Genomic DNA, 16,316 nt, shown 5'->3' with positions numbered 1-16,316 from the left:
TAACCCTGATCGCCATGTCCAGTTTTGCCCCTCTGCTCCCCGCCAGCGCCCTGCCCGACAGCTTCTTCGACCGTGACGCGCAAATCCTCGCGCGCGAATTACTCGGAAAAGTCATACGCCACCGCGTGGGCGATATCTGGCTTTCAGCGCGAATTATTGAAACCGAAGCCTATTACGTGGCCGAAAAAGGCAGTCACGCGTCGCTCGGCTACACAGAAAAGCGTAAGGCTTTGTTTCTGGATGGCGGGCACATCTACATGTACTACGCCCGTGGCGGTGATTCGCTGAACTTCAGCGCCCAGGGCCCAGGCAATGCCGTGCTGATCAAATCGGCGTATCCGTGGGTCGATGACATCTCCGGCCCGGCGAGCCTGGCGCAGATGCTGCTCAACAACCCCGACGCCAACGGCCACCCTCGCCCCACGCAGAAACTCTGTGCGGGCCAGACGCTGCTGTGCAAAGCCTTGGGATTGAAAGTGCCGATGTGGGATGCCAAGCGTTTTGACCAGGAACTGCTCTACGTTGAAGACGTCGGCCAGGCACCGTCGCAGATCATCCAGACCACGCGCCTGGGCATCCCCAGCGGGCGCGATGAACATTTGATGTACCGCTTCGTCGATGCCGGCTATGCACCGTATTGCACCCGGAACCCACTGCGCCGGGGCCAGGTCGAAGGCCGCGATTATTTTTTGATTTGAATTGATTGAACGTAGAAACCCGCAGCACAGCAATTCCAATGTGGGAGCTGGCTTGCCTGCGATAGCGGTGGCCCAGGCGACTCTATGGTCGTCTTGAGGCCGCCATCGCAGGCAAGCCCGCTCCCACAATTGATCTTCACTGTCTCAGGCTTCGCAATACAGATATGGAGTTGATTGTATGGGCCAATGGCTCGATAGCATTACCGGCTGGCTGACCCTGAACCCGCAATGGCTGGCCGTCGCGGTGTTTATCGTCGCGTGCGTGGAATGCCTGGCCATCGCCGGGCTGATCGTGCCGGGCACTGTGCTGCTGTTTGCCATTGCGGCGCTCGCCGGCAGTGGCGCGCTGTCCTTGAGTGAAACCCTGTTGCTGGGTTTCCTCGGCGGCTTGCTGGGCGACGGGGTTTCCTACTACCTGGGCCGACATTTCCATCAGAACATCCGACGCTTGCCAGGCCTGCGCCACCATCCTGAATGGATGAACGGCGCAGAAACCTACTTCCACAAGTACGGCATCGCCAGCCTGTTGGTAGGACGTTTCATCGGCCCGTTGCGCCCGATGCTGCCGATGGTGGCCGGGATGTGCGACATGCCCTTCCCGCGCTTTGCCGCCGTGAGCGTGTTGGCGGCGGCCGGCTGGTCAGTGGCCTATCTGCTGCCGGGCTGGGCCACCGGCGCGGCCTTTCGCCTGCCACTGCCGGCCGCTTTCTGGCCGCAGGCAGGTATCGTCGCGGCCTGCCTGGCGGTGTTGCTGGGCCTGAGCTTGAACAGCAGCCTGCGCGGCCATCGTCGCGCCACTTTGTGGATGGGTTGCGCCAGCCTGACGCTATTGGTCGCCCTGTTCATTGGCTACCCGCACCTCAATGACTTTGATCAAGGGTTGAGCGCACTGGTGCAGGAACACCGTAGCCTATGGCTGGACGAGGTGATGGTGCGGATCACCCAGCTGGGTGAGTTCAGGAAGATGTTTGTCGCCAGCGCCATCTTCACCGGTTTGTTGCTGCTGGCTCGGCAGTGGCGTCATGCGGTATTCGTCGGCGCGACGCTGGCCGGCGCGGCGGTGATCAACACCGGCACCAAGCTGTTTTTCGCCCGTGGCCGGCCGGAAATCCTCACCGACCCGCTGACCAGTTTCAGCATGCCCAGCGGCCACGCCTCCGGCGCATTTGCGTTTTTCCTGGCGCTGGCGGTACTGGCCGGTCGCGGCCAACCCACAAGATTGCGCCTGACCTGGATGCTGCTGGGCTGTATTCCGGCGGCCTTCATTGCGCTGTCGCGCGTCTATCTCGGCGCGCATTGGCCCACGGACATCCTGGCCGGCACGTTGCTGGCGATGACGGTGTGTGCGTTCAGCCTGACCGTCACCCAGTATCAAAGCCCGCTGCCGGCCATGCCGCGCAAGACCTGGTGGCTGCTGCTGCCGGTGCTGGTGGCGCTCATGAGTTTTATCGCCCTGACCGGCACCCCCCACGCCCTGCTGCGCTACGCCTACTGAGTGAAGAGCTCGCCCTGCAACTCGTCGAGCAACATCTGGATGGCATCCAGGCGTTGCTGCGGGTCGTCGAGTTGCAGCAGGTCGATCTTGTCGGCCTCGGTGAACGGCAGCAGATAGGCCAGCTGGTTACCCAAGGCTTGCTGGCCATCGGCGTGGGTGCCCATGTCCAGCGAGGCAACCATCGGATGCTCAGCCAGCGCCTGGAGCAATGCCAGCAGGTCGGCGTCCTCTTCTTCCAGCGGTTGATCCGGCAGCTCTTCGAGCCACTGCACCTCGGCGACCAGTAGCTGGTCCTTCTGCACGCCGGTATCACGCACGCGGAACCTGCGCCCGCCTTCGACGCGAATTCCCAGCAGGCCGTTGTCCTGTTGCTTGAAGTCGCGAATCAGCGCTTCACAGCCGATCAGCGCGTAGCCGTCCGGGGCCATGCCCACTTCCCTGCCGCTTAAGATGCACACCACGCCGAAGCTTTCGCCCTTTTTCATGCAGCGGCTGATCATGTCCAGGTAGCGCGCCTCGAACAGTTGCAAATCGAGGGTGCAGCCAGGGAACAGCACGGTATTGAGCGGGAACAGCGCCAGACTCATAGAGGTTTCCTTCAAACCCGGTTTAAACGATCACGGACACGGCCAGCGGCAGGAACACCGCCGTAGCCACGCCCATCAGACTCATGGCCAACGCCGCGAAGGCGCCGCACTCTTCGCTTTCCTGCAGCGCGACCGAGGTGCCGACCGCATGGGCGGTCATGCCCAGGGCCATGCCGCGCGCTTCGGGGCTGTGCACGCCCAGGCGCGACAGGTACGCCGGGCCGATCATCGCGCCGACCACTCCGGTGATCAACACAAACACCGCCGCCAGGGCCGCCACGCCACCGATCTGCTCGGCCACCAGCATGGCAATCGGCGAGGTCACCGACTTGGGCGCCATGGTCATCAGCATCCTATGCTCAGCGCCAAACCACCAGCCCAGCAGCACACACAGACCAGTGGCCAACACGCCCCCTACCACCAGCGTAGTAAAAATCGGCCAGAACAATTGGCGGATCCGCCGCAGGTTCAGAAACAGCGGCACCGCCAGGGCCACGGTCGCCGGGCCGAGCAGGATGCCCATGATCTCGGTGCTTTTGCGGTACTCGACGTAAGTCAGGCCACAACTGAGCAATACGCCGATCACCAGCAGCATGGACACCAGCACCGGCTGCAGGAAGATCCAGCGGGTTTTCTCGAAAGCCGCCAACACCAGTTGATAGGCGCCAAGGGTGATACCGATGCCGAACAGAGGGTGATGAATGACCGCCGTCCATGCGCCTTGCCAATCGAAGGTCATTGATCCTTCTCCTTGCGTTTGACCATCTGCTGCATCAGCACACCGACAAAGCCCATGGCGATCACCAACGACAACACCAGTGCGCCGACGATAGCCCAGAAGTCGGCGGCGATGTCCCTGGCGTACACCATCACGCCCACGGCCGGCGGCACCAGCAGCAATGGCAAATAACGCAACAGGCTGCTGGCGGCCAGGCTCAAGGGCTCGCCGACTTCACCGCGCCAGATCAGAAAGCCCAGCATCAGCAGCAAGCCGATGATCGGCCCAGGCAGCACCGGCACCAGCAAATGGTTGATCGCGGTGCCGATCAATTGAAACAGCACCAGCCATGTCAGGCCCCTTAACAGCATCGCTTATCTCCCCCTCAAAACCCGCCCGCATTATAAGCACGCCGGCTCTATGCTTCGGCATTCGCCAAAAGCATGGAGGGTTGACCGGGTGGGTTGCCCATGATGATCTACCCTGGATTTGGCCCACCTATAAAAACGATGAACCAAGGAGAGTCGCAATGCCCTATGTACCCGTAGCGCAGCTCAAAGATTATGTCGGCAAGGAACTGGGACATTCCGAATGGCTCACCATCGACCAGGCGCGTATCAACCTGTTTGCGGAGGCCACCGGCGATCATCAGTTCATCCACGTCGACCCGGTCAAGGCCGCGCAGACCCCGTTCGGCGGCACCATCGCCCACGGTTTCCTGTCGCTGTCGCTGATACCCAAGCTGATGGAAGACCTTCTGATCGTGCCTGAGGGCCTGAAGATGGCGGTCAACTATGGCCTGGACAGCGTACGCTTCATCCAGCCGGTCAAGGTCAACTCCAAGGTGCGCCTGAACGTGACGCTCAATGACGTCACCGAGAAAAAGCCTGGCCAATGGCTACTCAAAGCCACCGCCACCCTGGAAATCGAAGGGCAGGAAAAACCGGCTTACGTCGCCGAGTCGTTGTCGCTCTACTTCGTGTAAGCCCGCGCCTGTGGTGGGGATATAAACCTCACCACAGCGTATGTAAATTTATGTATGAAACTCGCAGCTGCGGCATACTCGGCGCTCAATTATCCGGATCCCGCTATGCGCCCACTCGCTCCCCTTGCCCTTGCCCTGTTGCTCACCGCTTGCGGAGACGGCGAATCGCTGTTGCCGCCCGATGCGCGCCTGCCCGACGGCGGCCGTTACCGGGGCGATGTGGTCAATGGTTTGCTTCAAGGTCAAGGCCGGGTCGACTACCCCAACGGCAGTTGGTACGCCGGCCAGTTCGACAAAGGCCAATGGCACGGCCAGGGTGAATGGCATGGCAGTAACGGCGAGGTCTATAAAGGTCAGTTCAAGCAAGGCCTGTTCGATGGCCAGGGCAGCCTGACCACGGCGGGCAGCAGTTACGTCGGTGGTTTCAAGAATGGCCGGCGCAACGGCGAGGGCACCCTCAAAGAGGGCCAAATGACCTATCGCGGCGAATTCAAGGACGATCAATATTCCGGCCTTGGCCGCCTCGAGCTGGCCGACGGCAGCCAATACCAGGGCCAGTTCGCCCACGGCAAACCGAATGGCGAAGGCCAGCGTAACGACGACAGTGGCAACCAGTTCAGCGGTCACTTTGTCGATGGCCAACTCGAAGGCAATGGCACGTTCAACAGCGCCGACGGCGACATCTATGTCGGCCAGTTCAAACAGAACCAGCTCAACGGCAAAGGCCGCTATGAAAACGCCGACGGCGACGTGTGGATCGGCCAGTTCAAGGAAGGCGCCCTCAGCGGCAAAGGCGAGCTGATCGGCGTGGACGGCAGCCACTATGTCGGCCAGTTCAGCGACTGGCGCTTCACCGGCGAAGGCCGCTTGAACCTCACCGACGGCAGCTTCTATATCGGGGGCTTCGACAGCGACAGCTATCAAGGCAAGGGCACCCTCGTGCTCACCGATGGCACCGTAGAGGCCGGCACCTGGGTCAACGGCATGCGCGTGCGCGACGCCGACGGCAAGCTGCTGCCCGACCCGCTGGAAATCGGCATACTGGCCCAAGGCCGCTTGCTCGATGCCGCCCTCGCCGCCGTGCCCGCCTCCACCCCCGCCGTCGAGCTGTACACCCTGGTGCTGGCCGGCGACGGCAAGCAAAGCGTGTTCCTGCGCGAAGCCGATTACGTGAGCAACATGCTCGCCACCCGTTTCGGCGCGCGCGGGCAGATTCGCCTGGTCAACCACCGTGACCATATTGCCGACCGCCCTCTGGCCACGCGCGAAAGCCTGCGCCGCGCCGTGCAAACCCTTGCCGAGCGCACAGGGCCGGAAGACCTGGTGTTTATCTACATGACCAGCCATGGCACCCACGAGCACGAACTGGTGCTCGACCAACCGCGCATGGAACTGGCCGACCTGCCGGCCGATGAACTGGCCGCCGTGCTCGCCCCCCTGAAAAACCGCGACAAGGTCATCGTGATTTCCGCCTGCTACTCCGGTGGGTTTATCCCGGCGCTCAAAGATGAGCGCACGCTGATCATGACCGCCTCGCGTGCCGATCGCGTGTCCTTTGGCTGCTCCGAGGAAGCGGACTTCACCTACTTTGGCGATGCCCTTTTCGCACAAGCTTTAAACCAGACAGATGACTTACAGCAGGCTTTCAAACTGGCACAAATGCACGTGGCCGAGCGCGAACAGGCGGATAACTTCGAAGCGTCCGAACCGCAGATCTGGGCACCCAAAGGCGTGATCGCCCACTGGCAGTTATTACGTAAACAGCAGGCACGAAAGGCGCTCGAAAGCGTCTCAATGAATAGCAAGGAAGCCAAAGGCAACTAAGCTGTAACGTGTTACAAGGGGGAAACACCATGTACCTGACACCACAACATATCTTGCTCGCCGGGGCCTCGGGCCTCACCGGCGAACACCTGCTCGACCGCCTGCTCAACGAACCTACCGTGACCCGCGTACTGGCGCCTAGCCGCAAGCCGCTGGCTGAACACCCGCACCTGGAAAACCCGGTGGGTGATCCAGTGGCGTTGCTGCCGCAACTGAGCGGCCAGGTCGATATCGCCTTCTGCTGCCTGGGCACCACAATCAAACAGGCTGGCTCCGAAGCGGCCTTTCGCGCCGTCGATCTGGACATGGTGGTGGCCTTCGCCAAGCGCGCTCGGGAAATGGGCGCGCGGCACCTGATCGTGATCAGTGCAATTGGCGCCGACCCGAAATCCTCGATCTTCTACAACCGCGTCAAAGGCGAAATGGAGCAGGCGTTGAAGGCTCAGGACTGGCCGCAACTGACCATCGCGCGCCCTTCGCTGCTGCTGGGAGAGCGCCTGGAACCACGCTTGGCTGAACAGCTCGCAGGGCCGTTGTCGCGGCTGATTCCAGGCAAGTACCACGGCATTGAAGTCTGCGAGCTGGCCCGGGCCATGTGGCGCCTGGCGCTGGAAGAGCAGGACGGGGTGCGAGTGGTCGAGTCGGATGAGCTACGCAAACTCGGCAAGTAATGTCATTGAGCTCTGGCACGCAACAAACGGTGGGAGCGGACTTGCTCGCGAAGGCGGTGGACCAGTCAACTTAGGCATCGACTGACACGCCGCCTTCGCGAGCAAGCCCGCTCCCACATTGGTTTTGTGTTGCCTGCGAGGTCAGAGCTACAGACCACCGGTTGCATTGAAGCCCACGCCCAATACCGTCAATGCCGACAACGGCAACAGCAGCGTGTCGAGCAACGCACTGGCCGGCAGGTCGATGTGCGGGTAGCTCGGCGCTTCAGCGCCAAACCGGTCCTTGGCGCAACAGCCGCCGTTAATCGCATACAAATCCAGCCGTGTGCCGGCGTACACCACCGGCGCGCCAGGCTGCGCGGCGTCGAGCGTGCGCGCCGTGGCGCAACCTGTCAGTTGCAGCGCCAGCATCACCAGCAGCGCCTTATTCATCGCTGCTCAAATGGTGCTCGCCCCAACGCGGCAGCATGTCCTGGGGAATATTCAGCAGGTTGAGAATCCGCGCGACCACAAAATCCACCAGGTCATCAATGGTCTGTGGCTGGTGATAGAAGCCGGGCGAAGCCGGCAAGATGGTCACGCCCATGTTCGACAACTTGAGCATGTGCTCCAGATGGATACTCGAATACGGCGCCTCGCGCGGCACCAGAATCAGCTGGCGGCGCTCCTTCAAGGTCACGTCCGCTGCGCGCTCGATCAAGTTGTTGCAGGCGCCCGTCGCAATCGCCGACAAGGTGCCGGTAGAGCACGGCACCACCACCATCGCCGCCGGCGCTCCGGAGCCTGAGGCCACGGGCGACATCCAATCCTCTTTGCCGTAAACCTTGATCTGCCCTGCCGCCGCCCCCGTGTATTCGGTGAGGAAGGCTTGCATCATTTGCACTTTGGGCGGCAGCGCGACATCAGTTTCGGTGGCCAACACCAACTGCGCGGCCTTGGAGATCAAAAAATGCACCTCGCGGTCTTCGCGCACCAGGCAATCGAGCAGGCGCAGGCCATAGGGCGCGCCGGAGGCACCAGTCATCGCCAGCGTGACGCGTTCCGGGCCGCTCATTTCAGCGCCTCGGCCAGCTTGCCATGCAGACCGCCGAAGCCACCGTTACTCATCACCACGATGTGGGTGCCCGGCGTGGCTTGATGCTTGACGTGTTCAATGATGCCCTCGATGGAATCGCAGACGGTGGAAGGCACGGTGCACAGCGCTGCAATGCCCGGCAAGTCCCAGCCGAGGTTGGCAGGCGCATACCAGACCACTTGGTCGGCGTCGTTGACGCTTTCCGGCAGGCCATCGCGGTGCGCGCCCAGCTTCATGGAGTTGGAGCGCGGCTCGACAATGGCAATGATCGGCGCATCGCCGACCTGCTTGCGCAGGCCATCCAGCGTGGTGGCAATGGCCGTCGGGTGGTGGGCAAAGTCGTCGTAGATGGTAATGCCGTTGACGTCGGCGACTTTCTCCATGCGGCGTTTCACGCTTTTGAAGGCACTCAACGCGGCGATGCCCATGGCGGGCACCACGCCCACGTGTCGCGCGGCCGCCAGGGTGACCAAGGCGTTGGCGACGTTGTGCTGGCCAGTCATGCCCCACTCGACGATGCCTTGGGCTTGCCCTTCAAACAGCACTTCAAATCTGGAACCGTCTTCGCTGAGCAGCTTGACCTGCCACTGCCCGCCCGCGCCGGTGGTTTGCACCGGGGTCCAGCAGCCCATGTCGATCACGCGCTGCAACGCCGGCTCGGTGGTCGGATGGATGACCAGGCCTTCGCTCGGAATGGTGCGCACCAAGTGGTGAAACTGGCGTTCGATGGCCGGCAGATCGGGGAAGATGTCGGCGTGATCGAACTCAAGGTTGTTCAGGATCGCCGTGCGCGGGCGGTAATGGACGAACTTGGAGCGTTTGTCGAAGAACGCGCTGTCGTATTCATCCGCCTCGATCACAAAGAACGGCGTGTCACCCAGGCGCGCCGACACCGCGAAGTTCTGCGGCACACCGCCAATCAAAAAGCCTGGGCTCATGCCGGCGTGTTCCAACACCCAGGCGAGCATGCTGCTGGTGGTGGTCTTGCCGTGAGTGCCGGCCACCGCGAGTACCCAGCGACCTTGCAGCACGTGGTCCGCCAGCCACTGCGGGCCGGAGACATAAGGCAAACCTTTATTGAGTACGTACTCGACCGCTGGGTTGCCACGCACCATGGCGTTGCCGATCACCACCAGGTCTGGCACCGGGTCGAATTGCGACGGATCGTAGCCTTGGGTCAACTCGATACCCTGGGCCTGCAGTTGCGTGCTCATGGGCGGGTAAACGTTGGCGTCGGAGCCGGTGACGTGGTGGCCCAGTTCTTTGGCCAGAACCGCCATCGAGCCCATGAAGGTGCCGCAAATACCGAGAATATGAATGTGCATGGTTGACCTCGTAAAACATCGAGGCAGGTTAGCGCAGGGAGGGGAAAATCGCACTCTTTAGCTGTCAGCGTGCAGCGCTGACGGGGGTCAATCCCGACGTGCGTTTACCAAAAAAGAAGTGCCGCCGCATACGCTGTGGTTGCCAGTACGCAACCCATCGAACACAACAGCACTTCTTTCATTGCTGGCTCCGTGGCTCGGAGCCTGGAACGTCGGCGCTCACCTAGGCGGCGCTGGCCCTATGCTTGACTTTCATTGCCCCCATCAATGCGGTAAGGGCCGCCATCCTGGACTCCAAGCCAAGCGCCCGGCTTTTGATGTCGTCTTTTGCGGCCCCGGTTGAGGCGGCCTGAAAGGAAATACTCAGCTTCTGCGCTTCGTTGGCAAATGCCGGCTCAATGTAATCAAGCATCTCCTCGAGATAATCCATTCGCTCTTCATTTGTTTTCGCTACCCATTCCAAGCCTGGCTGTACATGCGGCTCGGAACGAAGATCCGCCAAGGTATTCGCCAACAGGAATACGCTCTTCTGACTATGATCCACCAAACGCCCATCCTGAACACTTTGCTCGGTGGCGGCCGTCTGCGTCGAACTGATGAGGGGTTTTACAACCTCCAGGATGGCTCCGCTGACGACCACGCCAACCGTCGACAGCGGTACTGTGACCGCTGCCGTGATGCTGGCGACTTTTGCAATGTCCTTGCGCTGAAGTGGAAGCGCGCGGTCCGCTTTCGCACTGCTGGCTTTCACCAACTCTACTGCGTTTTCTTCCAGGCCCTGTGCAGAAAACGGTTCGACTTCCTGGCCCTCTACTCGACCGGGCGTCGGCTGCGCAAACAACTTATCTCGCAATCCAGCATCTTTCTGGGCTTGCCATTCTTTTTGATGCCTGGCGTGATAATCAGCCATTTCCGGTGTGTCAGGCGTATCAGGTGCCTCTCCCGGCGTGCGGGTACCGCTCGCATGGCCTGGCGCGCTGAAGCCATTCACGTGTGCGTCCACGAACTGCTGATCATAGGCCTGATTGCCAGCCCCGGGTTTACTGCCTGCCCCGCCTTCCAGTTTCGGCGCGTCATTCACTCGCGTAGAACCGGAAGGAACACCCGAGACATCCACCCTGTTAAAACCCGTGGAGAAAAGATCGCCGATCTTTGAGAATGCCAATGGCCGCGAGATTGAATTTGAAAACATCATAATGATTTACCTAATGGTTGATTAACATTAGAAAGTCATCCATTTCCTTCATTTAATACGTGGCAAAACAACTAATAACGCTCCGACCAGAGCCCATAAATATACAACCGATTAATTAGCACGCCACTTACCCACAGCCATAACTTCTCAAATACGAAGAGACCATCACTTAACACAATGTAACTACCTGCTAAATTATTTGGCCGCAGGGGCTATCGCACTCACTACGCCAAACTGCAGCAACTGAGGCCCAAACGGCGTATTAGTGAGAATATTGTAGGCGTACCACGCACCTTTCTTGAAAACTGCAACCACAGGCGCCAACGAATTATTGCTTTGCATGCGATGAAACCCCTTAACGATATCATCGTCTTTATAAACTTTTGTCACATCATAGCTGCGCCAGCGCCCTCTTAATCGGGACAACACCTCGTCGCCATGTTCAAGCACGTACTTGATATCTTTATACCCAGCGCTCGCCCCTCGATTAAGGTTTTTTGCAATATCGGCCGCATCGGTATAGCCCACCGAAGCGCCGACACCGGAAAAGATCGAACTCTTGATGACATTGCCGAGCGACTGACCGCCCTTGACTGCTTTTCGAGCCGTGTTAAGCGCCGGAAGCGCAAAGCCTAAAATATCGAAGCCGATATTAAAGATCGCGCCCGATACGTCACCCTTAATCGCGTCCTGAATACCGTCGTAGAAAGGGATAAGCCCAAGAAAAAAATCCTTCAACTGTTTGTCGTAGCGCTTTCCTTTTTCTATCGCTGTCATGCCGGCCGCTTTGGACTTTAGCGCCTCATAGTCACGGGTAAAAAAGCTGGCTGCGGTGATACCAAGGGCACCGCTTTTAGCGGAAAAATACGTCCCGTGTAATGTACCGGGGCGTTCAAGGGGATCAGGCCCGTGGTGGGTCGCGCCGTATTGCGTATAGACGTTGTACGTGCCCGGAACACGGCCTTGGGTGCTCCCGCCAAAATAAGCGCCATCGTTAGCATTGGTGTGTTCACCCGGAAACCCGCTTTCCTTGACGAACCGCCCCAATGCCGGGAAGTAACTGTAGTAGCTAGCCTGGCCCGCACTCCCCGCTACTTTCATGAGCAAACCATGCCGGCCCTTGAGTGCCTCTATCTCCTGTGCTGTCGGCGTGCGGGGCTTGATATCGGCGTGCAAGGAGAGTCCTGATACAGGCTCTACACTGTTCCAGGACAACCACGGTGCGGGCGCTGTATTGAGAAAGGGGCGAGACACCTCGATAAAACTGACCGCGGACTGTTCAATACGCGCTTGACCCTCCCTGGGTAAAAGCGAAAGCTGATACTTAAACTGAATGGCCCAGGCACTGTCGTGCGCCACTTTATAGTTCTCAAACGTTGTAGAAAATACCTGATTGATATCGGGAACAAGTTGAGTAAGGCGTGGCGTTATTGCCGCCCAAGGCAGCGCTTTGTTATTCAGCGAACGCCAGCGCTCTGGCTTGATCGGCCCGCTCATATAGACATCAAGCAGCGAAACAGGGTCATGTTTGACCCACGGTGCCTGCAATACTTTTTGGGTGGGGTCCAACTCAGGAAACACCCGTTTCAACTCAGCCGCCGCCAACTGCTCTCGCGTCGTCGCAGGCGCTGACAAGGTATCACGCGCCCATGCCAGCTCTTTTTGTTGTTTGTTCAACGCCTCTTGGGAACGCTTGACGTCTGTGTACGTATAGTTGTGGTCGGGTTTATGCGCGATAACACCGTTGGCCAGGCCCCAGGTAATAATCGCAATGCCTGACGCAGCGCTCAGCTGATCCTCGCTTTCCAGGGACGTAAGTGGCGCTTCACCAAACGCCATGACCTGGCTGAACGTCATGTTCCCCGAAGCGCCAGGCACTTGTTGCTCTATACGTGAAACTTCGATGGAAAAGTTCGCCCATGTATGAGAGCCGTAAACAAGGTTAGGCGGGATGTCTTTTACCAGGAACTCCGGGGCGGCTGCCGCTAATAACAGCTGCGCAGCAAGAGGCGCCGCTTCAACCCCGACCTTACGCTCAAGGTGAGTGATGAAACTTTTGACGATGGTTGCCGGTGAGTAACCTGCGTTGTCCCTTTGATACAGGTTGTAGCCCGCCAGGTTGAAGCAGGAATTGCCCATTCCAGGATCAAGCTCTTGCACCAGGGCGACACTTACACTCTCAATGACACTGGTGGGCGTCTCGATCACCTTGATCTTTTTTTGTATCTCCTGACCCAAGGCCCGCGCCTTGGGTGATCGAATCAGTTGGTCCAATGCCGACGCAGGGTTGCTCGCCATCGTCGCCCTGGTGGCCTGCGGAAGCTCACTGATCAACCCCCGTAATAAGCTGCCGGCACCCGCTTGAGGATTTGAACGGTGGTTTACTTGGGCCTTGTGCCATTGAACTACCGTTGCGCGGACCTTGCGCAGTGAGGTTGCGCTCAATAAACCAGCGATCGGCCTTGCCCCGCCAGCGTTCGCCCGCGGCGCCCGATGAGCAAGGTCAAAGGATAACGCCAGCGCCAAACCCTGGGCCTGCTGACTATTGACGGGCACTTTATGCCCATCCTGGCTGAGCATTTGCGCCACGCTCATCTGGCGGCGCTGCTCGCTGGCAAATCGGCTGGAACGCGGGTCGATCTGGAGCATGACCTGGTTCAGGTCGATGCTCCCGTTGGCGTCGTCTGCCTGAGACCTCAGCGCAGTCATGAGCGCATGACGGTTAGCGTCATCACCCAGCGCCGTCTGCTGCTGGGCCAACGCCTCTGCAGACCGCAGCGATGCATAAGCCGAGGGCGCGAATTCAAACAGCGCCTTATTCGCCAGCTTCTTGCGGTGCAAGGCCGCTTGCGCCGGCGTGAGGTCTATCGGCTGGTTGTAAAACCGGCCCACCGTGTACAACGGCACTTTGCCTTCCGGCCAGGGGTAACTGAACCCATGCCCGGGTTGAGGCGCGATCACCCTGGCAATCGACAACAGTGTTCGGGAAATATCGGACCATCCCGAATCGTCCCGCAGCGTAAAAGTCCGCACCTTGCCGTCGACGATACCGGCAAGCTCCCCGCGTGCCGGGTCCAGCTGCATGCCCGCCGTATCAAGCCCCTGCCCTTTTGCCCACGCGAGGAACCCAGGGGCTTTGAACGCGCTGTCCAGCTGGGCGCGCCAACGCCCAAGCGTTGACCCCGCGGGCACTTGAATATCAGGCGACATCCCTGACGTCTGGTAGGAACGCGTGGCCAATGCGCTTGCGAAGAACCTCGCCAACTGGGCATCCCCCGTGGCACGGCACTCGGTGCTGTCCGGCAACGCGGCACTGCGTGCCTGTCCAATGGCAGGGTTATCGGCAGGCGCCGGGGCGGACTTCACGACCGGCGCCGCTGCATGAGTTGCAAAGATTGGCTGTGGACTAAACTTCGAAACATTAGTCATTCAACACCTCGCAGGCAAAACAGTCTGGCTGACTGTTCACGCACTGAGTGGTGCAACCGCCTACAAACATCACAACAAACTGCCGAAAAGTCTGCGTTCGGATATGTCAATTACTGGTTGTTTCTCTCTCTACATTACGCAACACATAACCGGCGTTAATGGCCTGATTAAGCTCAAGAACTTCGTTCAATCCGGTGTTTGCGCAACTTTCTGTAAAGCGTATTTCGGCTCACCCCCAAATGCTCAGCGGTGTGGGTCATGTGCCAATGGTGTTGCTGCAACGCTTCAAGCAAGGCCACGCGCTCCGCATCGTTCAAGGCAAGACCGGGAACGGGTTCAGAGGCCACGGCGGGGCGGGCCCGGCGAATGATTGGCGGCAAGTCGTCAAACCTGATGCGCCCATCCTCGGACAACGCCGCCAAGGTGCGTAATACGTTGCGCAACTGCCGCACGTTGCCCGGCCAGGCAAAGTCCAGCAGCGCCTGGCGCGCTATCTGGTCGAGCAACACGACCTGCCCTGGTGCCTCATCGGCGAGCAAAAAGTCTAGCAATTGGGCTTTGTCGCTGCGCTCACGCAAAGGCGGTACGTCAATTTCAAGGCCATTGAGGCGGTAGTACAAATCTTCGCGAAAGCTGCCGCTGGCCACGCGCGCCAACAAATCACGGTGGGTTGCGCTGATGATCCGCACATTGATTGCTTGCGGCTCACCGCCGATGGGCACGACCAGACGGTCTTCCAACACCCTCAGCAGACGGGTTTGCAATGCGAGGGGCATGTCGCCGATCTCGTCGAGAAACAAGGTGCCGCCGTCGGCCTGCTGTAACTTGCCGCGCATGCCTTCCTTGAGCGCGCCGGTAAAACTGCCGCCGCGATACCCGAACAGCTCGCTTTCGATCAGGCTTTCAGGGATGGCGGCACAGTTGAGCGCGACAAAGGCTTTGTCAGCCCGCTGACTGGCCTGATGCACTGCCTTGGCGAAAACTTCCTTGCCCGAACCGGTTTCACCGTTGATCAGCAACGGTACGTCGCGCTCGAACACCCGCAGCGCCTTGCGAAACTCATTCTGCAGCACCGGGTCGCCCAGGCAGATGCCCGCCAGGCGCGGCGCCTCGGGCTTGGCCAGCGGTGCCGGTACGCTGCGCGCCTGGCCGCGTAATGCGGCGAATAAATGCCGGCCATCACGGGTACGCAGTGGCCAACTGGCCGTGGCGTTGGCGCTGGCACGGCCGAGCAGTTGATCAAGGGAACACTCGAAAAACGCTTCCACCGGTTGCCCCAGCAAACCGCCACGCGCCTGTGCCAGCAGGTTCAGCGCGCTTTGGTTGACGGCGCAGATCCGCCCTTCGCCATCGAACGCCAGCAACCCTTCACTGAATAGCCCCACGGATTCGGCCTGCAGGTGAAAACGCAGCAACCACTGGTTTTCAAAATGACGCAGGAAGTAACAACTCTCGATCATCTTCGCTGACAGGTTCACCAGCGCCATGGTGTGGAATTGGCTCTGACGCGACACGGCTTCACGCGCCGACGACACGTCCAGCACGGCCAACAGCTCACCCTGAGGGTCGAACACCGGGCTTGCCGAACAGGTCAGGCCGGTGTGGCGGCCGCGAAAATGTTCATCACGGTGAATGGTCAGGGACTGGCGCTCCACCAGGCAGGTGCCGATGCCGTTGGTGCCTTCGCACGCTTCACTCCAGTCGGCGCCCAGCCACAGCCCGGCGCGCTCGAAAATCTTGCGTTCCGAAGGTGCCGTCACACAGTTGAGAATCACCCCACGCGCATCGGTGAGCAATACCGCATGGCCGGCGCCGGAAAGCTGCTGATGCAGGCTGTTCATTTCGCTGCCGGCGATGTGCAGCACCTGCTGCAGGCGTTCGCGGCTTTCCAGCAGGCGGCCATGTTCGAGCACGGTGGGGGCGATGCTCAACGCGGGGTCGAGGTGATAATCCTCCAGGCAACGCAGCCAGGAGCGGGCGATGGACGGGTCGCTGCCGGGGCCTTGGGCAAGGTCCTGCCCACGGGTGACGGTGAGGACTTGCTGGGCATGGCGACTGAAATGATCGTTTTGCATGTTCTTATTATTCTCTCTGCGTGAGAACAGCCAGCATCCCCCAGCCATCCAGGCATTGCAATCCCGGGCAGACCCGCCGGTCACAGGCTGTACCGTTTGTGGCACAGACTGTCACCCCGCCTGTACCAGCCCTGTCACAGCAGCGCTTTGCAATAAACCTCAAGCCCTTGATTTACCTGGCCTGCAAAGCAGTGGCCCGACCTTTGCTCTACGCTTTATCAAGCGCAACACCGCTGAAC

At 60.0% G+C, this 16,316-nt stretch carries 14 protein-coding genes; 5 read left to right on the top strand and 9 right to left on the bottom strand.

Annotated features, from left to right (window positions below; translation table 11 throughout):
* Nucleotides 1–14: 14 nt before the first annotated feature.
* Nucleotides 15–698: a DNA-3-methyladenine glycosylase gene (locus ACM530_RS13575; protein ID WP_416364953.1), complete on the top strand. Its 684-nt coding sequence runs from the start codon at nucleotides 15–17 to the stop codon at nucleotides 696–698.
* 178 nt (nucleotides 699–876) lie between these two features.
* Nucleotides 877–2,193 (top strand): bifunctional DedA family/phosphatase PAP2 family protein, encoded by a 1,317-nt coding sequence (locus ACM530_RS13570; protein ID WP_416364952.1) that lies wholly within the window; start codon nucleotides 877–879, stop codon nucleotides 2,191–2,193.
* On the opposite strand, the gene ACM530_RS13565 is transcribed toward ACM530_RS13570, so the two are convergent.
* From ACM530_RS13565 to ACM530_RS13555, 3 genes are read right to left on the bottom strand one after another with little or no spacing between them, the layout of a single operon-like run.
* The gene (locus tag ACM530_RS13565) at nucleotides 2,187–2,780 is read right to left on the bottom strand and encodes an LON peptidase substrate-binding domain-containing protein (protein ID WP_145162492.1); all 594 of its coding nucleotides are present in this window, start codon (nucleotides 2,778–2,780) and stop codon (nucleotides 2,187–2,189) included. The genes ACM530_RS13570 and ACM530_RS13565 overlap by 7 nt on opposite strands.
* Before the next feature lie 22 nt (nucleotides 2,781–2,802).
* Nucleotides 2,803–3,519, bottom strand: coding sequence for an LrgB family protein (locus ACM530_RS13560; RefSeq protein ID WP_106579382.1), 717 nt, complete (start codon nucleotides 3,517–3,519; stop codon nucleotides 2,803–2,805).
* Entirely contained in the window at nucleotides 3,516–3,869 is a 354-nt protein-coding gene (locus ACM530_RS13555) for a CidA/LrgA family protein (RefSeq protein ID WP_145162495.1), read from the bottom strand. Before ACM530_RS13555 ends, ACM530_RS13560 begins: the two co-directional genes overlap by 4 nt.
* A 158-nt stretch (nucleotides 3,870–4,027) precedes the next feature.
* Here ACM530_RS13555 and ACM530_RS13550 point away from each other — a divergent pair, with 158 nt between their 5' ends.
* The 3 genes from ACM530_RS13550 (at nucleotide 4,028) to ACM530_RS13540 (ending at nucleotide 6,978) form a co-directional block, all read left to right on the top strand.
* Complete coding sequence (locus ACM530_RS13550; protein WP_416364951.1) at nucleotides 4,028–4,483, top strand: MaoC family dehydratase; 456 nt, start codon at nucleotides 4,028–4,030, stop codon at nucleotides 4,481–4,483.
* A gap of 105 nt (nucleotides 4,484–4,588) precedes the next feature.
* Nucleotides 4,589–6,307: a C13 family peptidase gene (locus tag ACM530_RS13545; RefSeq protein WP_145162501.1), complete on the top strand. Its 1,719-nt coding sequence runs from the start codon at nucleotides 4,589–4,591 to the stop codon at nucleotides 6,305–6,307.
* 29 nt (nucleotides 6,308–6,336) lie between these two features.
* Complete coding sequence (locus ACM530_RS13540; protein ID WP_106579386.1) at nucleotides 6,337–6,978, top strand: oxidoreductase; 642 nt, start codon at nucleotides 6,337–6,339, stop codon at nucleotides 6,976–6,978.
* 147 nt (nucleotides 6,979–7,125) lie between these two features.
* Here the strand turns inward: ACM530_RS13540 and ACM530_RS13535 are convergent, their stop codons facing one another.
* The 6 genes from ACM530_RS13535 to ACM530_RS13510 form a co-directional block, all read right to left on the bottom strand.
* Complete coding sequence (locus ACM530_RS13535) at nucleotides 7,126–7,410, bottom strand: YceK/YidQ family lipoprotein (RefSeq protein WP_145162504.1); 285 nt, start codon at nucleotides 7,408–7,410, stop codon at nucleotides 7,126–7,128.
* A complete protein-coding gene (ubiX, locus tag ACM530_RS13530) occupies nucleotides 7,403–8,032 on the bottom strand; it encodes a flavin prenyltransferase UbiX (RefSeq protein WP_003219402.1) in 630 nt (209 codons plus the stop codon). The genes ACM530_RS13535 and ubiX overlap by 8 nt, the downstream gene beginning before the upstream one ends.
* A complete protein-coding gene (gene mpl / locus ACM530_RS13525) occupies nucleotides 8,029–9,378 on the bottom strand; it encodes a UDP-N-acetylmuramate:L-alanyl-gamma-D-glutamyl-meso-diaminopimelate ligase (protein WP_416364950.1) in 1,350 nt (449 codons plus the stop codon). Before mpl ends, ubiX begins: the two co-directional genes overlap by 4 nt.
* A 223-nt stretch (nucleotides 9,379–9,601) precedes the next feature.
* Nucleotides 9,602–10,573 carry a hypothetical protein gene (locus ACM530_RS13520; protein ID WP_416364949.1) on the bottom strand — a complete coding sequence of 324 codons (972 nt, stop codon included), beginning with the start codon at nucleotides 10,571–10,573 and terminating at the stop codon, nucleotides 9,602–9,604.
* A 195-nt stretch (nucleotides 10,574–10,768) separates the two neighbouring features.
* Complete coding sequence (locus tag ACM530_RS13515) at nucleotides 10,769–13,783, bottom strand: hypothetical protein (RefSeq protein ID WP_416364948.1); 3,015 nt, start codon at nucleotides 13,781–13,783, stop codon at nucleotides 10,769–10,771.
* 392 nt (nucleotides 13,784–14,175) lie between these two features.
* Complete coding sequence (locus ACM530_RS13510) at nucleotides 14,176–16,077, bottom strand: sigma-54-dependent Fis family transcriptional regulator (RefSeq protein WP_416364947.1); 1,902 nt, start codon at nucleotides 16,075–16,077, stop codon at nucleotides 14,176–14,178.
* Nucleotides 16,078–16,316: the final 239 nt, after the last annotated feature.

Source organism: Pseudomonas sp. NFX183 (assembly GCF_047943075.1).
Classification (GTDB): domain Bacteria; phylum Pseudomonadota; class Gammaproteobacteria; order Pseudomonadales; family Pseudomonadaceae; genus Aquipseudomonas.
Note: the sequence above shows the minus strand (reverse complement) of the source record. Positions and strands in the feature narration are given on the sequence as shown.